This window comes from Vibrio aestuarianus (assembly GCF_012395185.1).
Lineage (GTDB): Bacteria > Pseudomonadota > Gammaproteobacteria > Enterobacterales > Vibrionaceae > Vibrio > Vibrio aestuarianus.
The window spans coordinates 42,888-61,100 of sequence record NZ_JAAZTU010000006.1 but is presented as its reverse complement, the minus strand read 5'-3'; the positions used below and the strand labels follow the sequence as shown (position 1 = coordinate 61,100).

Annotated in this window: 17 protein-coding genes and 2 pseudogenes; 11 read left to right on the top strand and 8 right to left on the bottom strand. The window is 42.9% G+C overall.

The genetic code is table 11. The features are described 5' to 3' along the window. Positions 1-23 precede the first annotated feature (23 nt). The 3 genes from torC to focA form a co-directional block, all read right to left on the bottom strand. Positions 24-1,208, bottom strand: a complete 1,185-nt coding sequence (torC, locus tag HGG78_RS04080) for a pentaheme c-type cytochrome TorC (protein WP_172532151.1) — start codon at positions 1,206-1,208, stop codon at positions 24-26. Between the two features lie 51 nt (positions 1,209-1,259). Continuing rightward, complete coding sequence (torE, locus tag HGG78_RS04075) at positions 1,260-1,436, bottom strand: trimethylamine N-oxide reductase system protein TorE (RefSeq protein ID WP_172532150.1); 177 nt, start codon at positions 1,434-1,436, stop codon at positions 1,260-1,262. Positions 1,437-2,276: 840 nt separating this feature from the next. After that, positions 2,277-3,128 (bottom strand): formate transporter FocA, encoded by an 852-nt coding sequence (focA, locus tag HGG78_RS04070; protein ID WP_053309954.1) that lies wholly within the window; start codon positions 3,126-3,128, stop codon positions 2,277-2,279. A 406-nt stretch (positions 3,129-3,534) separates the two neighbouring features. On the opposite strand from focA, the gene HGG78_RS04065 reads away from it, so the two are divergent. Then, positions 3,535-3,768, top strand: a complete 234-nt coding sequence (locus tag HGG78_RS04065; RefSeq protein ID WP_168522400.1) for a TIGR02647 family protein — start codon at positions 3,535-3,537, stop codon at positions 3,766-3,768. 10 nt (positions 3,769-3,778) lie between these two features. On the opposite strand, the gene HGG78_RS04060 is transcribed toward HGG78_RS04065, so the two are convergent. Together HGG78_RS04060 and HGG78_RS04055 are read right to left on the bottom strand one after the other, a co-directional pair. Then, positions 3,779-4,378: a substrate-binding periplasmic protein gene (locus HGG78_RS04060; RefSeq protein ID WP_422108876.1), complete on the bottom strand. Its 600-nt coding sequence runs from the start codon at positions 4,376-4,378 to the stop codon at positions 3,779-3,781. 162 nt (positions 4,379-4,540) lie between these two features. Continuing rightward, positions 4,541-4,987 carry a PACE efflux transporter gene (locus HGG78_RS04055; RefSeq protein ID WP_172532149.1) on the bottom strand — a complete coding sequence of 149 codons (447 nt, stop codon included), beginning with the start codon at positions 4,985-4,987 and terminating at the stop codon, positions 4,541-4,543. Positions 4,988-5,083: 96 nt separating this feature from the next. Here HGG78_RS04055 and HGG78_RS04050 point away from each other — a divergent pair, with 96 nt between their 5' ends. The 3 genes from HGG78_RS04050 (at position 5,084) to HGG78_RS04040 (ending at position 7,504) form a co-directional block, all read left to right on the top strand. Further along, complete coding sequence (locus tag HGG78_RS04050) at positions 5,084-5,974, top strand: LysR family transcriptional regulator (protein WP_053309958.1); 891 nt, start codon at positions 5,084-5,086, stop codon at positions 5,972-5,974. 71 nt (positions 5,975-6,045) lie between these two features. Next, positions 6,046-6,879 (top strand): NAD(P)H-binding protein, encoded by an 834-nt coding sequence (locus HGG78_RS04045; protein ID WP_053309959.1) that lies wholly within the window; start codon positions 6,046-6,048, stop codon positions 6,877-6,879. After that, positions 6,872-7,504: a YdcF family protein gene (locus HGG78_RS04040; protein WP_172532148.1), complete on the top strand. Its 633-nt coding sequence runs from the start codon at positions 6,872-6,874 to the stop codon at positions 7,502-7,504. The genes HGG78_RS04045 and HGG78_RS04040 overlap by 8 nt, the downstream gene beginning before the upstream one ends. 86 nt (positions 7,505-7,590) lie before the next feature. Here the strand turns inward: HGG78_RS04040 and HGG78_RS04035 are convergent, their stop codons facing one another. Next, positions 7,591-8,169 (bottom strand): thymidine kinase, encoded by a 579-nt coding sequence (locus tag HGG78_RS04035; protein WP_053310443.1) that lies wholly within the window; start codon positions 8,167-8,169, stop codon positions 7,591-7,593. Between the two features lie 119 nt (positions 8,170-8,288). Further along, positions 8,289-10,064, bottom strand: a complete 1,776-nt coding sequence (gene aspS / locus HGG78_RS04030) for an aspartate--tRNA ligase (RefSeq protein WP_053309961.1) — start codon at positions 10,062-10,064, stop codon at positions 8,289-8,291. Between the two features lie 275 nt (positions 10,065-10,339). On the opposite strand from aspS, the gene HGG78_RS04025 reads away from it, so the two are divergent. The 7 genes and pseudogenes from HGG78_RS04025 (at position 10,340) to HGG78_RS04000 (ending at position 16,492) form a co-directional block, all read left to right on the top strand. Then, positions 10,340-11,206, top strand: a complete 867-nt coding sequence (locus HGG78_RS04025) for a DUF72 domain-containing protein (RefSeq protein WP_172532147.1) — start codon at positions 10,340-10,342, stop codon at positions 11,204-11,206. A 111-nt stretch (positions 11,207-11,317) separates the two neighbouring features. Next, positions 11,318-12,046 (top strand): carboxy-S-adenosyl-L-methionine synthase CmoA, encoded by a 729-nt coding sequence (gene cmoA, locus HGG78_RS04020; RefSeq protein ID WP_172532146.1) that lies wholly within the window; start codon positions 11,318-11,320, stop codon positions 12,044-12,046. Between the two features lie 92 nt (positions 12,047-12,138). Then, positions 12,139-13,110 (top strand): tRNA 5-methoxyuridine(34)/uridine 5-oxyacetic acid(34) synthase CmoB, encoded by a 972-nt coding sequence (gene cmoB / locus HGG78_RS04015; RefSeq protein ID WP_053309964.1) that lies wholly within the window; start codon positions 12,139-12,141, stop codon positions 13,108-13,110. Positions 13,111-13,238: 128 nt separating this feature from the next. Then, a pseudogene (locus tag HGG78_RS19280) lies at positions 13,239-13,443 on the top strand (ATP-dependent Zn protease); the annotation flags it as partial. A gap of 107 nt (positions 13,444-13,550) precedes the next feature. Further along, a pseudogene (locus HGG78_RS19275) lies at positions 13,551-13,988 on the top strand (ATP-dependent zinc protease family protein); the annotation flags it as partial. Between the two features lie 14 nt (positions 13,989-14,002). Further along, positions 14,003-15,511, top strand: coding sequence for an inactive transglutaminase family protein (locus HGG78_RS04005; protein ID WP_053309966.1), 1,509 nt, complete (start codon positions 14,003-14,005; stop codon positions 15,509-15,511). Between the two features lie 3 nt (positions 15,512-15,514). After that, on the top strand, positions 15,515-16,492 hold the full coding sequence (locus tag HGG78_RS04000; RefSeq protein WP_053309967.1) for an alpha-L-glutamate ligase-like protein: 978 nt from the start codon (positions 15,515-15,517) through the stop codon (positions 16,490-16,492). A 136-nt stretch (positions 16,493-16,628) separates the two neighbouring features. Here the strand turns inward: HGG78_RS04000 and HGG78_RS03995 are convergent, their stop codons facing one another. Continuing rightward, complete coding sequence (locus HGG78_RS03995) at positions 16,629-18,035, bottom strand: amidohydrolase (RefSeq protein WP_172532145.1); 1,407 nt, start codon at positions 18,033-18,035, stop codon at positions 16,629-16,631. Between the last annotated feature and the right edge of the window lie 178 nt (positions 18,036-18,213).

Here is an 18,213-nt window from a genome sequence, read left to right as displayed (position 1 = left end):
TTTAAAACTCCGTGTGACGTTGATTAATGGTGACCTTCAGCAAAATCTGAAGAGTGTTTTTGCAAATACTTCAATACTAAAGCTTCACTGTCAGTATCAAAGTTAACGAATGCCATCATACCGTTGAACATACCTGGCCAAGTATTCGCATCAAAGTGCGCTTCGTCTGGTTGAGTATGACAAACAGAACAGTTAGTTTTGTAGGCTTCGCCAGCTTTTTCCCAGATAGGAGTAACATCGCTTAGCATCGCTTGTTTCTTCATCCAAACTTTGGCACTGACTTTTTCCCATGGAAGCCCCGTTAGGTCATCCACTTTTTTCTCACCAACAGTCACAATCGCATCACTTTGAGCCGCTTCTTTCATCAGCGAACCTACCGCGATATTCATACCAAAATCTTCTTGGATAACACGTCCAAAGCCTTTCGCTTTGCGCCAACCATCGATTTCAACCTGCACCATTTCGCCTTTCTCATCAAGAACGGTCACAGTAGAGGCTGGGTTAAGTAAACCGGCTTCAACTTTGGCTTGTGCATCTTCATAAATAGGTAGGAAACGAACGCTGACGATCTGTTTGCCAACAGAGTAATCGGTACGAGATGCCATACCTTCAAGCTCACCAATTAGGCCACCTGAACTGTCCATATTTTTCGGCAAGTTATGCGCAATGCCTTTATGGCAATCAACACAACTTTGATCTTTCTCAGCCGCCTGTTTCATTTGAATTCGCGCAGTTGGAGACATTTGCTCGAAATCCATAGATTCGTAGTTATGGCAATTTTTACACTCTAGGGATTTGTTAGCAGAAAAACGATCCCATTCATGTTTTGCCAATTCAATACGGCGTTCTTCAAACTTTTCAGGTGTACCTAAGTCACCAAAAATTTGTGCAAACACTTCTTTAGAAGCTTGCATTTTACGCGCAATTTTTGCCGTCCATTCATGTGGAACATGGCAATCAGGACATGTAGCGCGAACACCTGAGTGATTTTTCCAGTGAACCGTTTCTTGTAATTCAACGTACACATTGTCACGCATGGTGTGACAACTGATGCAGAATTCTTCAGTATTGGTTGCTTCCAGTGCGGTGTTGAAACCACCCCAGAAAATGACACCAGCGATAAAGCCCCCCATGGTTAACACACCAAGGCTGATGTGAACCGCTGGGCGGGTCATAGTTCGCCAGATTTTGACTAACAATGATTTCATGATTAGCTCTCTTAAAATTTCGATCAAAAGTGGAAGTTATAAGCTACGGAACTAACCGTGCACACCTGGGGGACCTAAGAAGAATACTTGTAGCATCCAAACAATAAATCCATAGCCACCAACAAAGGCGATGCTTAAGATCGGAAAGAGAACTACGGTAATTAAGAGGAAAGATTTCCATTCAAGAGAACGCTTCTCACCACTCTTCATTTTATTAACATCACTCATACATTTGCCTATTTTGTAATGAAGTAATTTTGAGTAGCTCGGCCTAACAAGCCAAACTTTTACAATTTCTAATGTAAAATGTTAGACCATACTCTTAGTAAGGTTCAATAAATTAACACCTCACCAGGCCTTTAATAACACACTTTTTTGAGCTCATACCGAGTTGTGTTTTATTAAAAAACCATGTGTAAATATATGAATAAATGTGTCATTTTAATTTTGTTTTAAATATGTTAAATGGGGAAACAAAATGAATACATCCATCAAGTGCAATAAAAATGTATGACTGAAAAACCTCCCCCAAAATGGATAAAAAAAACGCGACAGTGTAAAGAAAATGTTGCTAGAAAATGCAAGGGAAACATGATTTTCTCCCTGTAAAATTAGACCTAAACAAGGCGTAATTAGGGAAACTAAAGACGAATTCGAGGAGAGAAAGTAATGAAAGTTAATCTACACCCAAACAACTTGAAATTGTAGGTAAGCGGCAAGTGAGTTCATCCTCATGAGCATAGATAAACCATGCGATTAAAGTGAACTAACGTAGCCATCACCGCTGCAACTTCAAGTAGGAAGAGGATAAGATAGGAAAGTCAACGATGCGTGACGGGCAATAAGGGAAATACTTGCCCTAATAGAGTGCATTAGTACACAAAAGCTATCCGATTTTCGTACTAAAAATCATCAAGTTAATCTTACACACGATCTTTAAAACAGCTTATCCACAGAAATTGTGGATAAGCTAGCTATCCCCTGAAAAAACCTTTAGCGGTGAGTTTATTCCGGGGTTTAAAAAAGCGACGTTAAACGTCGCTTTAAAGTAATTGATAAACCCAACTATCAGTGTGATTCATCCCGCAGGTAAATAAGCCAATACCACATACCAACAAACACACCACCACCAATAATATTACCAATGGTCACTGGTAGTAGGTTATTCATTAAAAAACCCATCAAATTCAAGTCAGCATAATCGGCAATATTGGCTCCTGTCATTTGCCAAAATTCAGCTGGAGCAAAATATTTAATACCAATCGCCATAGGAACTTGAAACATGTTGGCAATACAGTGCTCAAAACCGGCTGCGACAAACATTGCAACAGGTAAAATCATCACCATAATTTTATCGGTTAAAGTACGACCGCTAAAAGTCATCCAAACCGCAATACAGACCAGAACATTACACATAATGCCAAGCGCAATGGCTTGTAAAAACTCATGATGCAGTTTGTGTTGAGAAATAGCCATGGCGTTTAGTCCAACTTGGCCGCCATCAAACATATACTGCTTAGACACCAGCATACAGGCAACCAACAACAACGCCCCAGCTAAATTGCCAAAATAAACAATGACCCAGTTTTTGATCAGCATTCCCCATGAAATTTTACCACTAGCTCGAGCCACTAGAGTTAACACCGAGCTAGTAAAAAGTTCACCACCAGTCACCACCACCAAGATCAGCCCCAAACTGAAAGCAAGGCCACCAATAAAGCGACTTAAACCCCAAGCCATGTCACCAGTGCCAGTCGTTACTGTGGTATAAAAAACGAAAGCAATACCGATGTGTAAACCTGCTGAAATAGCAAGTAAGAACGACTTGACTGGGTCTTTGGTTGCTTTTCCAACACCAGTTTCCGCAGCGCGTTCAGCCATTTGTGGTGGCATTAAGGAATCAAATTGGTTTAAGTTCATGGTGAAACATTTTGAAACAAGTAATAGAGGACGCGGATAATCGCTCCATTTCCCGATCAATTCAAGGGCTATTTTTGATGTTTACTGAAAATGTTTTTACCGTGAGCTGATGCATGGAATTTAATCATACAAACAGATGTCAATTCAGAATAATTGTCGATTTATTGCACATTGATGATTTTATCTCTTCAGCTCGATTAATGCCGACATTCTCAATATGCGCACTCAATGCAAGTTAGACAGTTATCAGCGCTGTAATGAGAATCGGGGGTTTCTGACTCAATGGATAATACTGTGTGAAATATCCCCAATTTGGTTGCAGCTAACACTTCTTACAACAACTGATTGCAGCAACATCAAGAGCAATTTATGGTGAGAAAAAATCATTCACTATATAGGTGCCGAGATGAAATTTACTCAACAACATATCGCCGAGCTAAATCTGCTGCTTCAATTTGACTTAAGCAGTGCTGCGACAGGCATTAAAGTGCACAATGATGCATCTGAAGAGATACAATCTGCAGTGAAAAGCTTGTTTAATAAAAATCTATGTACTCTGCCTGACGGTGGCTACTTGACCGATGAAGGCATTGAAGTGGCTGAACATGCAGAGCGAGTCTTACGAGTGCTATGCTCTTAACCAATAGCGTTTATTTGTGATTCAGACGTTGGGCTATAGCATCAATATCCACTTGCTTTAGCCCTTCATTAAATACTCCTCTCCATCTCCTACCTTGTTCTGTATTCTTAAATGCAACAAACAATTCAGCATCCAACAATAACCTTTCATTCATTTTGACTCGTGATTTAAGGATATCTGCTCTTGCGTCTGTAGCAACTAAATATTCAAACACGTTGACATCAATCACCGCAAGATCAAGCCTCCCTTTGGCCACTTTGTAAATATTATGCCTGTCATCAATTTCAGCCTCCCAATCAACCTCACCTTTTTCAATTAGCTCATCCAACTCAGCAGTATTTTTATAGCCTTGCACAACTCCAAGACGGTAATCGGTCAAGTCCTGTAAAGACTGCCATAAAATGGGTTTTACTATCGCCTCAACAAAACCAAGAGGCCCAGTCCCTATTGGCTCAGAAAATACAAAACTGTCCGTTTCAAAAAAATATTCAGGGAAGTAACCAATATAGAGATCTTTCTTAGCGACCGATGCGACCGTGCGTGACCATGGGTTAAAATCGACCTCGAGCTCATAACCCATGATATCGAATGCGGCTCGTGCAACTGCCACAGAAAAACCATTTTCTATCAAACTAACGCCAGAATAAGGCGGCCACTCCAATGAAGTGAGGTAAACCGTCTACCGTTCAGCATTCACATTAAAGGCAACTAGTAATATGAGTAATATCCTAAACTTCACGCCCTGAAATCTCCTCACTACTCAGTTACTTAACTATTTTAGCTCATCACTCTTTTGAGCCTCTGATCTTAAAGACAAAAGTTTATACGGTTGCCATTTATCATAGCACCAGTTAAAGACCATCGTATAAATAAAGAAAAACACTAGGAATCCAATATCCAATATCAGTGCTTGCCAAAGCGTGATCTCTAAAATCCAAGCAATAGCAGGGATAGACACAAAAACCAGCCCACCTTCAAAACCAGTGGTATGTAAGAGCCGTATTTTCGCGCTTCGGCCAGATCTATCACTGCCAAATAATCGATCAAATAGAATGTTGTATTGATAGTTCCAAACTACGGCAAGTAAGCTTAATCCTGCCCCCACCATAGCCAAGTCACCACTACCCTGCCCAGTAATCAAGGTTGAAAGAGGAATTAAAATTGCTAGTGCGGTAAGTTCAAAAACAACAGCATGGAAAATTCGTTCTTTGGCCGACATAGAATCTCTCTTATTTTTGATTGAGATATTTTTGATGCCGTCATTTTCATCTATATTATAGATACTTAAAAATTAGATAGTATCGGTTAAATAGATATGTTGAGCATTGAACAATTAGAAGCTTATGTTGCAACGATCACTTCAGGGTCGTTTTCAGGTGCTGCTCGGCAACTCGGCAAGGCACAATCGGTGATTAGCCAACACATAATGAACCTTGAGATTGATTGTGGCGTCACTTTATTTAACCGTTCCGGTCGATACCCACAGCTCACGACCGAAGGTAAAAAGCTGTTACCTTATGCTGAAGCGACCTTGCAACAACATCGACGCCTAACCCACCATGCCAAGTTGCTCGCTTCTACACCGAATCAACAATTTTCATTGGCCATGGACGAAGGTATTCCGCTGCAAGGTATTCCGCGTCTATTTAGCGAGTTATCTTTGCAGTTTCCGATGATTGAAATAGAGTGTCTGAGCGCTTCAAGTTCTGACGTCATCGAGATGGTGGAACAAGGAAGAGCCACCTGTGGGATCGTATTTAGTGAATTTGTGTTACCCAGCAATTTAGATTTCGAAAGTGTTGGCTCGATAAAATTTGATGTCTACGTCGCTGCTGGACATGAACTGGCTCGTAACAAGGCGGCACATATTGATATGCTTAGGCTTCATCGACAATTAATTATTCGCTCACGTAACCATAAGTTCAGTAGCGTCAATCAAGCACTCAGCCCCGACATTTGGTATGCCGATAATTATTATTTATTGCTAGAGATGGCGATTGATGGTCTTGGTTGGTGCTTACTGCCAACTCACCTCGCGGAAAGTGAACATGCCCGTGGTAAACTGGTTCGCGTTCCGGTGGAGTTTGAACAATTAGCTTGGTTTACGAATATCGACGTGATTCAACATCAAAAATTGAGTTCTGACCCTATTCACAAAGCCGCGCGGCAACTTCTTCGGACACTTCGTCCATTGGCATTTTCTTAAGAAAACGACCACTCGTTGGTCAAGGTAGAAGCTCTATTTAATGATGTAACAACTTAGGGAGAACTTGTTTCATGAGTACAATAACGATTATCGGTACAGGCTGGCTAGGTCTTCCCTTAGCGCAAACTCTGTCTACGAAAGCGCACAATGTTTATGCTAGCCGAACCACCCTTTCTGGTGTTGACGAGCTGACAGACAAAAGGTTACACGCTTTTCGCTGCGATCTAACTCAGCGCGATCACAGTTTATCCCAACACCTTATTCAGCAACACAGTGACATTGTTATTGGCTGTTTTCCGCCGGGCTTACGAAAAGGAAAAGGGCAAGACTACCCCATGCAGTGGCAATATTTGGTTGAGCAAGCCAAACTCGCCAATGTGAAAAAAATAATTATGGTCAGTTCTACATCGGTGTACCCTAACGTAGCAAAGGAAATGCTAGAACAAGATGCCTCATTATTGTTGGCACAACAAAATGAAGCCTTCAGTGATGGTGCACGAATTATGCTCCAAGCCGAACAATATGTGATCGATTCTGATCTTAATTACGTTATCGTGCGCTGTAGTGGGTTAATTGGCCCGAATCGTCATCCCTCACGCTTTGCGGCGCGCCTGCCGCAAGTCAGTCGATTGGCACCGGCAAATATGTTGCATCTGGAGGATGCTGTCGGAGTGGTGACTTTTGCTGCGGAAAAATTGTCGAATCAAATTGTGAATGCCACGACACCACAAACTGTCAGTAAAGCCGAGTTTTATCAAGCAGCGCTGAATGCCGCACAATTAAACTCACCTCTCCCTCCCATTGTCGACATTGCAGATAAACGCATAATGAGTAACAAAATCGAACAATTAGGTTATCAATTCCACTATGGCAACACGTTAGAGGCACTCGCGATCCATGAGTAAACATCTATACCAACATATCGAAACGCTCTGGCAATACATGCAAATGGGGCAACAACTCAGTCCGGCTGATATTATCCTTGTTTTTTGCAGCAATGATATTCGTGTTGCTGAATATGCGGCCTCTCTATATCATCAAAAACTGGCACCTTACCTAATGTTTTCAGGTGGCCAGGGTCGTTTTACTGAAGGACTTTTTGACAAAAGCGAAGCGGAGACATTCGCCGCTATTGCTAAAGATGCAGGCGTACCGAGTGAACATATTCTACTCGAAACTCACGCCACAAATTCAGGTGAGAACGTGCTATTAACTCACGAGCTACTTCAGCAAAAATCGATACAAACACAGCGTATTATTTTGGTTCAAAAACCATTTATGGAACGCCGAGCCTTTGCGACTTTCGAAAAACAATGGCCTGAGCATTACCAATCACTGGTTGTGACCTCGACTGGCGAATCGTTTTTCGATTACCTCAACGAGGAATTCACTTTAGATGTGGCATTAACTGCCCTACTTGAAGATTTTTCGAGGATAAAAACCTACCCCGAGCAAGGCTTTCAAACGAAGCAAATTATTCCAGATGAGGTCGAGCAAGCGTATCACGCTTTATTGAGATTAAACCTTTGACCAAAATATACAAAGGGAGGCTAACCTCCCTTTGTATAAGACTGCGGTTGGGGCCAACGGATATACTACAGCTTCAAGGAGGAGGGCTATTTGCCTAACGCTTCTTTATAGTGCTCGCGGCAAACTGAAACATATTTATCGTTACCGCCAATAGCCACTTGATCACCTTCTGCGATCGCGACACCATGCTCGTCCGTTCGGATCACCATATTGGCTTTACGGCCACAATGACAAATCGTTTTCAATTCCACCAGCTTATCGGCCCAAGAAAGCAAATACTTGCTGCCTTCAAACAACTCACCAAGGAAATCCGTGCGTAAGCCGTAGCAAAGTACGGGAATGTGTAGTTTATCGACCACTTCAGTTAATTGATACACCTGCTCTTTGGATAAGAATTGGCACTCATCGACCAAGATACAGTGGCGCTTTTGCTGTTTATTCAATGCTTCAATTTCTTGATAAAGATTACTTTCAGCATGAAATAATTGAGCATCAGATTCTAAACCAATACGTGAGCTTACTTTTCCAACACCAAAACGATCGTCGATCGCCGCCGTGAAAATGACCGGCGTCATGCCACGTTCTTGATAATTAAATGAAGATTGCAGAAGTGTTGTGGATTTCCCTGCATTCATCGCAGAGTAGTAGAAATACATTTGAGCCAAAAGAAAGGTTCCTGTCACTAAGTCAATTGGCGAGAGAGACATGCTCACTCAAATTACGAGGTTGCTTTATAACCAACCAAAAATAAAGAGGGTGACTTTCGCCACCCTACTCACTATTTTTATTCAGCTTTTTCTTTGGCTGCGGTAACAGCGATAGCCAACTCTTGCAGCGAAGCTGGGTTCGCTAGGCTTGGAGCATCTGTTAGCAGACACGCTGCAGCGGTCGTTTTAGGGAAGGCGATCACATCACGAATATTCTCGGTCCCACACAACAACATCACAAGACGGTCAAGGCCAAAGGCAAGACCTGCATGCGGTGGCGTACCGAATTTCAGTGCGTCTAGAAGGAAACCAAATTTCAGTTTTTGCTCAGCTTCATCGATACCAAGGATATCGAAAACGGTTGATTGCATTTCTGCATTGTGAATACGTACCGAACCGCCGCCAACTTCATAACCGTTTAGAACCATGTCATAAGCATTAGAGTTAGCAACCGCAGGGTTAGCTTTCAGCTCTTCAGCCGTTAAATTCAATGGCGATGTGAACGGGTGGTGCATAGCATGTAGGTTGCCTTCGTCATCTTCCTCAAACATTGGGAAATCAACAACCCATAACGGTGCCCATGCTTTGTCATTGGTGATCTCTAGGTCTTTACCCAACTTCAAACGTAGTGCACCCAATGCTTCAGAAACAACGTTTGCCTTGTCCGCGCCAAATAGAATGATGTCGCCAGACTCTGCTTGTGTGCGATCTAAAATACCGTTTACCACGTCCTCAGAAAGGAATTTCGCGACTGGAGATTGAACACCTTCCATACCTGCAGCGCGGTCGTTGACCTTCATCCATGCCAAACCTTTCGCACCATAAATACCAACAAACTCAGCATAGCTATCAATTTGCTTACGAGTCAATGCAGCGCCACCAGGAACACGGATAACCGCTACGCGGCCTTTTTCATCGTTTGCAGGGCCTGAGAATACTTTAAAATCAACATCTTTAACTAGATCTGCAACATCGACAAGCTCTAATGGGTTACGTAGATCCGGTTTGTCGCTACCAAAACGACGCATCGCTTCGCTATACGGCATCACAGGGAAATCACCTAAGTCTACATTTAGTAGCTCAAGCCACATGTTACGAACCATTTTTTCCGTCACTTCACGCACTTGATCGGCGCTCATAAATGACGTTTCAATATCGATTTGAGTAAATTCTGGTTGGCGATCAGCACGTAAATCTTCGTCACGGAAGCATTTTACGATTTGGTAGTAACGGTCAAAACCAGACATCATCAGCAATTGCTTAAACAACTGAGGAGATTGTGGCAATGCATAGAAGCTGCCTTTGTGAACACGACTTGGCACTAAGTAATCACGCGCACCTTCTGGTGTCGCTTTGGTAAGCACAGGTGTTTCAATATCAAGGAAGCCATTTTCATCTAAGAAACGACGAACGAAGCTTGATGCTTTAGCACGCAGTTTAATGCGATCACTCATTTCTGGACGACGTAGGTCAAGATAGCGATATTTTAAACGCTGCTCTTCAGAGTTCTTTTGGTTGAAATCGAGAGGCAGTACATCTGAACGGTTAATGATTTCAAGACCCGTTGCTAGAATTTCAACTTCACCCGTTGCCATATCTTTATTGATTTGGCTTTCAGGACGAGCGCGAACCTCACCAGTCAACTTAATGCAGAACTCATTACGCAGTTGGTTGGCAACTTCAAATACATCGGCCATATCCGGATCAACCACCACCTGAACGATGCCTTCACGATCTCGCATATCAACAAAAATAAGACCGCCTAAATCACGACGGCGATTAACCCAGCCGCACAACTCTACAGTTTGTCCTGCGAGGGACTTGTTCAGGTGACCACAATAATGGCTACGCATAATGAATTTCCCAATCTCTAATTAGTTATCAATTCTAAGCTACTGAGCTTCAATGTCTCGGCAGCGCAAAGTTCCATTTATACGCTGAAAGATGCGCAAAATCGACCTTCCAGAATACAATTTGTTGTGTTTTATCAAGCGTTGCTGCTTTTTAGGCCAATAATCAACCAAAATAGTCATACAACCGAAAAATTGGAGCTGATTATAGCGTTAAAATATCCAAATCATCAAAACTCTCGTAGAGTAATTCTTTTAAAAGTGAATAAAAGGTAGTTATGGCAGATTTACCACTACGACTGGGGCTCACTCTTTGGTCGCACCCTAGATGGCAAAGCGGATTCTATGGTTCTGGCACCCAAGCAGCACAACGGCTAGAAAAGTATGCCAGCGTATTTCATACCGTCGAAGGCAATACCACCTTCTATGCATCACCCTCTGCCAATACGGTGCAAAACTGGAAAGCCGCAACCAGTGATCACTTTCGTTTTACTTTTAAATTGCCAAAGGCCATTACTCACCAATACATGCTGAATGGTTGTCAGGATCAACTCAAAACGTTCATGACGTTAATGGAGCCATTACATCATCGCGTCGGCCTTTGGACTATTCAATTACCCGCAGCTTTCGGCCCGCAACATATCGCTAGTTTAAAAAGGTTCTGCACCTATTTCCCTGCCAATTTCCCTTTGGGCATTGAAGTACGACACCTTGAATTTTTTGCCAAAGGGGAAGCTGAGAAACAATTGAATCAATGGTTATTGGAAACCAACGCCAATCGGATCATTATGGATAGTCGCCCTGTTTTTGCGGCAAAACCGACGACAGAAGCCATTATTGATGCCCACAAAAAGAAACCAAAAATACCGGTCCATGCGATTAGCACTGCGGATAAACCAATGGTTCGCTTTATTGGCCACCCTGAATTAGAGGCTAACCTGCCCTTTTTTACCCCTTGGATGGCTAAGTTGCCACAATGGATTGCACAAGGTAAGCAGCCTTACTTAATGATACATACGCCAGATAATGTCGAAGCTCCGCAGCTTGCCTTAAAGCTCTACCAACAACTTCAACAGCAGATTACGCTGCCCAAACTGGCTTCATTTCCTGCACAGAAAAATAACCACCAAATCACCATGTTTTAAAGTTACTGCTTGAGATTAATGACAGACGCATGGTTTTCTCATAAAATACGCGCCTTTTTTGGGGTATTAGAATAACCATTGCCCTTTTGCTAGCCGCCGTGAGGTAAACCCATGAGCCATAAAGACATCATCTTTTCTGCTCCGATCGATAAAATTGGTGATTTCACGTTTGATGAACGTGTTGCTGAAGTATTCCCAGACATGATCCAACGCTCTGTGCCGGGGTACAGCAACATAATCTCTGCCATTGGGATGCTAGCTGAACGTTTTGTAAAACCTCATTCGACGATCTACGATCTGGGTTGTTCGCTAGGCGCAGCAACACTCTCAATGCGTCGCCATATCAAGCAAGAAGGTTGCAAAATTATTGCGGTTGATAATTCTCCTGCAATGGTTGAACGCTGCAAACTGCACATCAACGCCTACCGTTCTGACACGCCAGTGGAGGTAATCGAAGCCGATATTCGAGAAATTGAAATCAGCGATGCCTCTGTTGTTGTGCTCAATTTCACTCTGCAATTTTTGTCGCCTGAAGATCGTTTGGCGCTGCTTGAAAAGATCTACGCGGGCCTTCGCCCCGGTGGCATACTGATTTTATCTGAGAAATATGTGTTTGAAGACGAAACGGCTCATGAACTTTTGATAGATTTACACCATGATTTTAAGCGTGCTAATGGTTATAGCGAACTTGAAATCAGTCAAAAACGCAGTGCGATTGAAAATGTGATGCGTCCTGACTCTATCACCGCTCACAAAACACGCTTTGAGCAAATTGGTTTTTCAAGCTTCGAAGTCTGGTTTCAGTGCTTCAATTTTGGCTCAATGTTCGCCATTAAATAGCTTAATGTTTACCCCATTCTCTCTAACGGTGTGAGTATCCATCTCTACGCCGTCTTTAGGGCTTTTACCCAACGCTAGGAATACCTTGTACAATGTTTAACTTTGCCAATTTTTATCAACTGATCGCCCAAGATACTCGTCTTCAACCTTGGCTGAACATTTTGCCACAGCAATTGACGGACTGGCAAAACGCTGAACATGGTGACTTTGACCGCTGGGTACGAGCGCTCAACAAGATCCCTGCGGGAATACCCGATAATATTGATCTGAAAGATTCAGTCACTCTATCGAATAGTTCACCCCTTGAAATTGGTGAGCAAAAAAAACTGGAAAGCTTACTTAAGACTTTTCACCCATGGCGTAAAGGACCATACACTCTGCATGATATCCATATTGATACAGAGTGGCGCTCTGATTGGAAGTGGGATCGCGTATTGCCGCACATTTCACCACTTAATAATCGCTCCGTTTTGGATGTCGGCTGTGGCAACGGTTATCACATGTGGCGCATGCTTGGCGAAGGTGCTCGTTTATGCGTGGGTATTGACCCATCTCACCTTTTCTTGGTGCAGTTTGAGGCGGTGCGAAAGTTACTGGGCGACGATCAACGAGCACATTTACTGCCGTTAGGGATAGAGCAATTGCCTGAGCTCAATGCGTTCGATACGGTATTTAGCATGGGCGTGCTTTACCATCGACGTTCACCATTAGATCATCTTATTCAATTAAAAAACCAATTGGTCTCTGGCGGAGAGTTGATCCTTGAAACCTTGGTTATTGAAGGTGACGAAAATGCGGTTTTAGTTCCCGTTGACCGCTATGCACAGATGCGTAACGTCTACTTCTTCCCTTCCGCTAAAGCGCTTAAAATGTGGCTAGAAAAATGTGGATTTGAGGATGTTCGTATCGTCGATGAAAATGTCACCTCGGTGGGTGAGCAGCGAACCACGCAGTGGATGACACATAATTCACTGCCGGATTATCTTGACCCTAACGATCCAACAAAAACGGTTGAAGGTTACCCTGCGCCAAGACGTGCCATTCTTGTCGCTAAAAAGCCATAATTGACACAGTTTTAACGCTTTGTGGTATGTATAACACTAACCTTGCCTAAGGGTGCTTCACGCATCCTTTTTTATGGGCTAAACTTGGGTTTACAAGCACTTATCCACCAAACAAAATAAGGTCGCAAATGTTTAAGCGAATAGCACCCGTTGCTGCGATTGCTTTACTGTCAGGCTGCGCACTGACCAATGGCGAACAATACCATCAAGCTACCCTAGCAGCGATTCAAACGTCTGAATCTAACCTCAACAATACGATGGGCAATCTGGAACTTCAGTTAAGTAACCAGAACGATTATATCGAGAACCTCGAGGAACAAATCTCGAAACTCGACCAAAAAATCGCGAAGATAAAAACGCTCAGCGCGTCAACTCAGCAAAACGATTCAGTATCCGTCTCACAAAAATCAGCACCGAATCTCAAAACTCAATCAATTCAAAAGTCTCGCTTTGACGTGGTGCTGGGTGAGGTTGAAAAAGTCACCATAGACTCGATAAAACAATCTTTCGATGCTCGTGTCGATACGGGAGCAGCAACTTCATCACTCAATGCTATTGATATTGAAGAATTTGAACGCAATGGCAAAAACTGGGTTCGCTTTCACCTTTCAGACGGTGTCAAACCCACCGATGATAGTAATTGGATCGAGTCCCCTATTATTCGTTTCGTGAAAATTCGTCAGTCAACTAATAGTGAAACTGAGCGTCGTGCGGTGGTGGAGCTATGGGTAAAACTAGGCAGCATTCACGAAAAGGCACAATTCACTTTAGCTGATCGCTCTCAAATGAGTCATCCTATCTTGCTAGGTCGTGAATTTATTCGAGATATCGCGTTGGTCGATGTCAGTCGCCAATACATCCACTCGGAAACTAAATAAAACTAGGGTAACTTATGACATCACGAGTTCCATTTTACCTATCAGTATTCTTATTGATAGCGGCAGGCATCACACTCAGTGTATTTCGCCATCAGACCTATGGGGTGCCATGGACACCCGGAGAAACTCGCCAAGTTTGGGATATTGAAGCTAGAGTCGAATTTACCGCCATGGATAAAGAGGCGAAAGTTTCGTTAGCTGTACCTCATACACAGGACGGCTACACCTTAATTAATGAGTCCTCATCATCCCCGGGTTACGGCGTATCCTACATTACAACTGACACAGGCCGACGCGCAGAATGGTCGATTCGTAAAGCTGAAGGTCCACAAACTATTTATTACAAAGCTCAATTTTTGGTGGATCCGCAAGCTGATAGCGACTCAATTCCTCCTACGGATGAAGCGGTGGTTAAACCGACCTTTAATGGTCCAGAAGAAGCCGCAGCGCTAGCCTTAATTGAGCAAGCAAACCGACGTTCGGCAGACGATATCACTTTCACCAGAGAATTAATCAAAGCACTCAACGATACTGATAGCCAAAACTCATCATTGCTTTTGAATACAATGACCAAAGTTGAGGCGACGGAAAAATTGCTTTCTTATGCTCAGATTCCAAACAAAGTCGTTGGTGTTATTACTTTGGAGGATGGTCGTCGACGCCAAATGATTCAACACATGAATCAAATATGGAATGGCAAACAGTGGCTGTTATTTAACCCTGAAACAGGAACTCAGCCAACCCATCCAAACCTATTGGTTTGGGACGAGTCGAACGTATCTCTACTTGATGTCATCGGCGGTCAAAATAGCCAAGTTCACTTCACAATGCTCTCGCAAGAAGTGTCATCACAAACGGCAACCAATAACAAAATTGAAGCCGACAAGCTTTTAAACTTCTCCATTCACAGCTTGCCCCTTGAAGAGCAAGCGATGTTTAAAACTATCATGCTGATCCCCATTGGTGCGCTTATTGTTGTCTTTTTACGCGTAATTATTGGCTTGAAAACATCAGGTACCTTTATGCCGGTACTGATCGCCGTTTCTTTTGTCCAAACTCAGCTATTAACCGGTATCGTCGGTTTCTTGTTGATTGTCGGAACTGGTTTAATCATTCGCAGCTATTTATCGAAATTGAACTTGCTGTTAGTGGCCAGGATTTCAGCCGTAATCATTACGGTTATTATGATCATTTCCGTCTTTACGGTAGTGGCCTTTAAGATCGGTTTAACTGAGGGTTTATCCATTACCTTCTTCCCGATGATCATTCTTTCTTGGACAATCGAACGTATGTCGATTCTATGGGAAGAAGAAGGAGCAAAAGAGGTTCTTTTACAAGGCGGAGGCTCCCTTTTCACTTCGGTATTAATCTACCTCGGTATGACTAACTCATACGTGCAGCATTTAACATTTAACTTTATCGGATTACAACTTATCGTGTTGGCCGCTATTTTGTTACTAGGGACTTACACAGGATACCGCTTAAGTGAACTTCGTCGCTTTAAACCACTAGCCGAGGACTAAAGGATGTTTTCACTATCAGAATACACCTCGCCACTTAAGTTACGCCGTAAAGGCATTATGGGTATGAATAAACGTAACCACAGTTATATTGGTCGATACAATGATCGCTCAAAATATCCACTGGTTGACGATAAACTGCAAACCAAATTGATTGCTGAACGAGCGGGATGTACCGTACCTAAGTTGATTGGTGTGATCAGCAATCAAGCCGATGTAAAACGTATCCATAATATGGTCAAAGGCTGGCCGGGTTTTGTTATAAAACCTGCGCGAGGCAGTGGCGGCAAAGGGATTTTAGTAATCACCTCACACAAAGATGGCGTTTATACCAAACCATCGGGTACAAGTATCAATGAAGAAGATGTTGAGCGTCATATTAGTAATGCCTTAGCTGGTCTGTTTTCTTTGGGTGGCAAGAACGATGTAGCGGTTGTCGAAAACTTGATTAAGTTTGATGACTGCTTTGACGGCTTTAGCTACGAAGGTGTTCCTGATGTTCGCATCATCGTATTTAAAGGCTATCCCGTAATGGCAATGATGCGCCTATCGACTTCGGCTTCAGATGGTAAAGCAAACTTGCACCAAGGTGCTGTTGGGGTTGGTATCGATATCGCCTCTGGCAAAGCTGTGCGCGCAGTGCAATTTAACTTACCTATTACTGAACATCCCGATACCGGAAAAGAGCTAGCAACATTGCAAGTACCTCATTGGAGAAAGCTACTCACACTTGCATCCAGTGCATGGGAAATGACAGGCCTTGGCTATATGGGTACAGATATGGTGTTGGATAAAGAAGAAGGGCCTATGGTTCTAGAGCTCAATGCACGCCCAGGTCTTGCGATACAAATTGCAAATGGTGCAGGCCTACTTCCACGCTTACAACATATTGAAGGTTTGGGCTCACCTCTTATTTACCCAAGTGCCGAAGAACGTGTGATTTATGCAGCCAAACATTTTGGTACTGGAGAGTTGGTCGACTAATGCTCAAGCACTTCGTGCATGATGGCATTCACATAAGCACTCATGGATTGATTGTTTAACTGAAAAATTATGGGTGGTAATGTGCATCTTTCACATTACCACCCATTTTCATAAATAAGCCCACAGTAGTGGAGTGTTATTGAACCACATTGCCACTTTCGATGACTGTTTTACGCACCTTATCGGCAAACGTTAGCGCTTCCTGACGAATCTCGTCTTCGTTAACCGTCAATACTTCTCTATCTTTCATCAATAGCTTACCATCAACAATGGAGTGCTTAACATTGGTCGCGTACGCAGAATAAACTAAGGCAGAATAAGGGTTATATACAGGCACCATGTTCGGCGCTTTAGTATCAATGACGATAATATCGGCCTGCTTACCAACTTCAAGCGAACCAATTTTATCTTCCATGTGTAGAGCTCGCGCCGCACCAATTGTTGCCATCTCAACCACTTTAATTGGCGGCATTGCTGCGCGATCTTTATTCGCTAGTTTATGCACTTTCGCCACTTGGTTCAGTTCATCCATTGTACTTAATGTGTTGCCTGACATTGGTCCATCGGTCCCTAGCCCGATACGTAATCCATCATCAAACATTTTTAGTGCAGGTGATACCCCTTTCGCAGATTTGATATTGGCACTCATGTTGTGGGCAATACCTACATCATGTTTCTTCAGCAATTCAATATCACTGTCTGAGACATTAATAACATGCGCCCCCACTAAGTTAGGGGTTAATGCTCCAATATCAGCCATATAAGCCACAGGGCTTTTGCCACCACTACGCTCAGCAATCACTTGGTCTTCGCGATCAGACTCAGCAAGATGAATCAGAACGGGCACTTGATGTTTGAGCGATAACTGAGTGATTTTCTGTAAGATTTCAGTGGTATTGGTATACGGTGCATGCGGAGCAAAGGCAGGCGTAATTCGCGGGTGATCTTTATATTGTTCAATAAAGTTAAGTGCATATTGAATGCCCTCTTCGGCATTACGCGCATCAGCTACGGGGAATTGGATGACCGTCTGACCTAACACCGCTCGCATACCAATTTTATCGACCGTCTTGGCCACTTCATCTTCAAAGTAATACATATCAGCATAAGTAGTCACACCACCTTTGAGCATTTCTACATTGCCGAGCTGAGCGCCAATACGCACCATATCCGGTGATACCAGTTTTTCTTCGAGTGGGAATATATATCGATGCAAACGATCCGGCACATCGTCTGCAAGAGAGCGGAACACCGTCATCGAGACATGAGTATGCGTATTGATTAGACCGGGCATTACGATATCACCCTCGGCATCAATGGTTTGCAGCGCTTTGTATTGGTCAATATCGCGACCATCACTCACCGCAACGATTTGATTTTCTTTAACAGCAACCAACCCGTTTGGATAAACTTTCTTATCGTTATCCATCGTCAATACCGTTGCATTGGTAATGAGCAAATCCACATTTTCTGCCGCTATAGCGAAAGAGCTAATAAAAGAAGTCGCCGCTATCGACGTCACTAATAAGGTTTTCTTAAACATTACAACCACCCGATGTATCAAAAATTGCGTCGATCATACGTGAAGAAATGAGTGAATTGATTAGCTTTATTGCTTAAGATTGAAAAGCGTGACATCGATTCACAATAAATCATGTTGTCATAATCTCTCACAAATCTTACCAAGCCAGATATAACCATCAATAAAAAACCCAATGCAT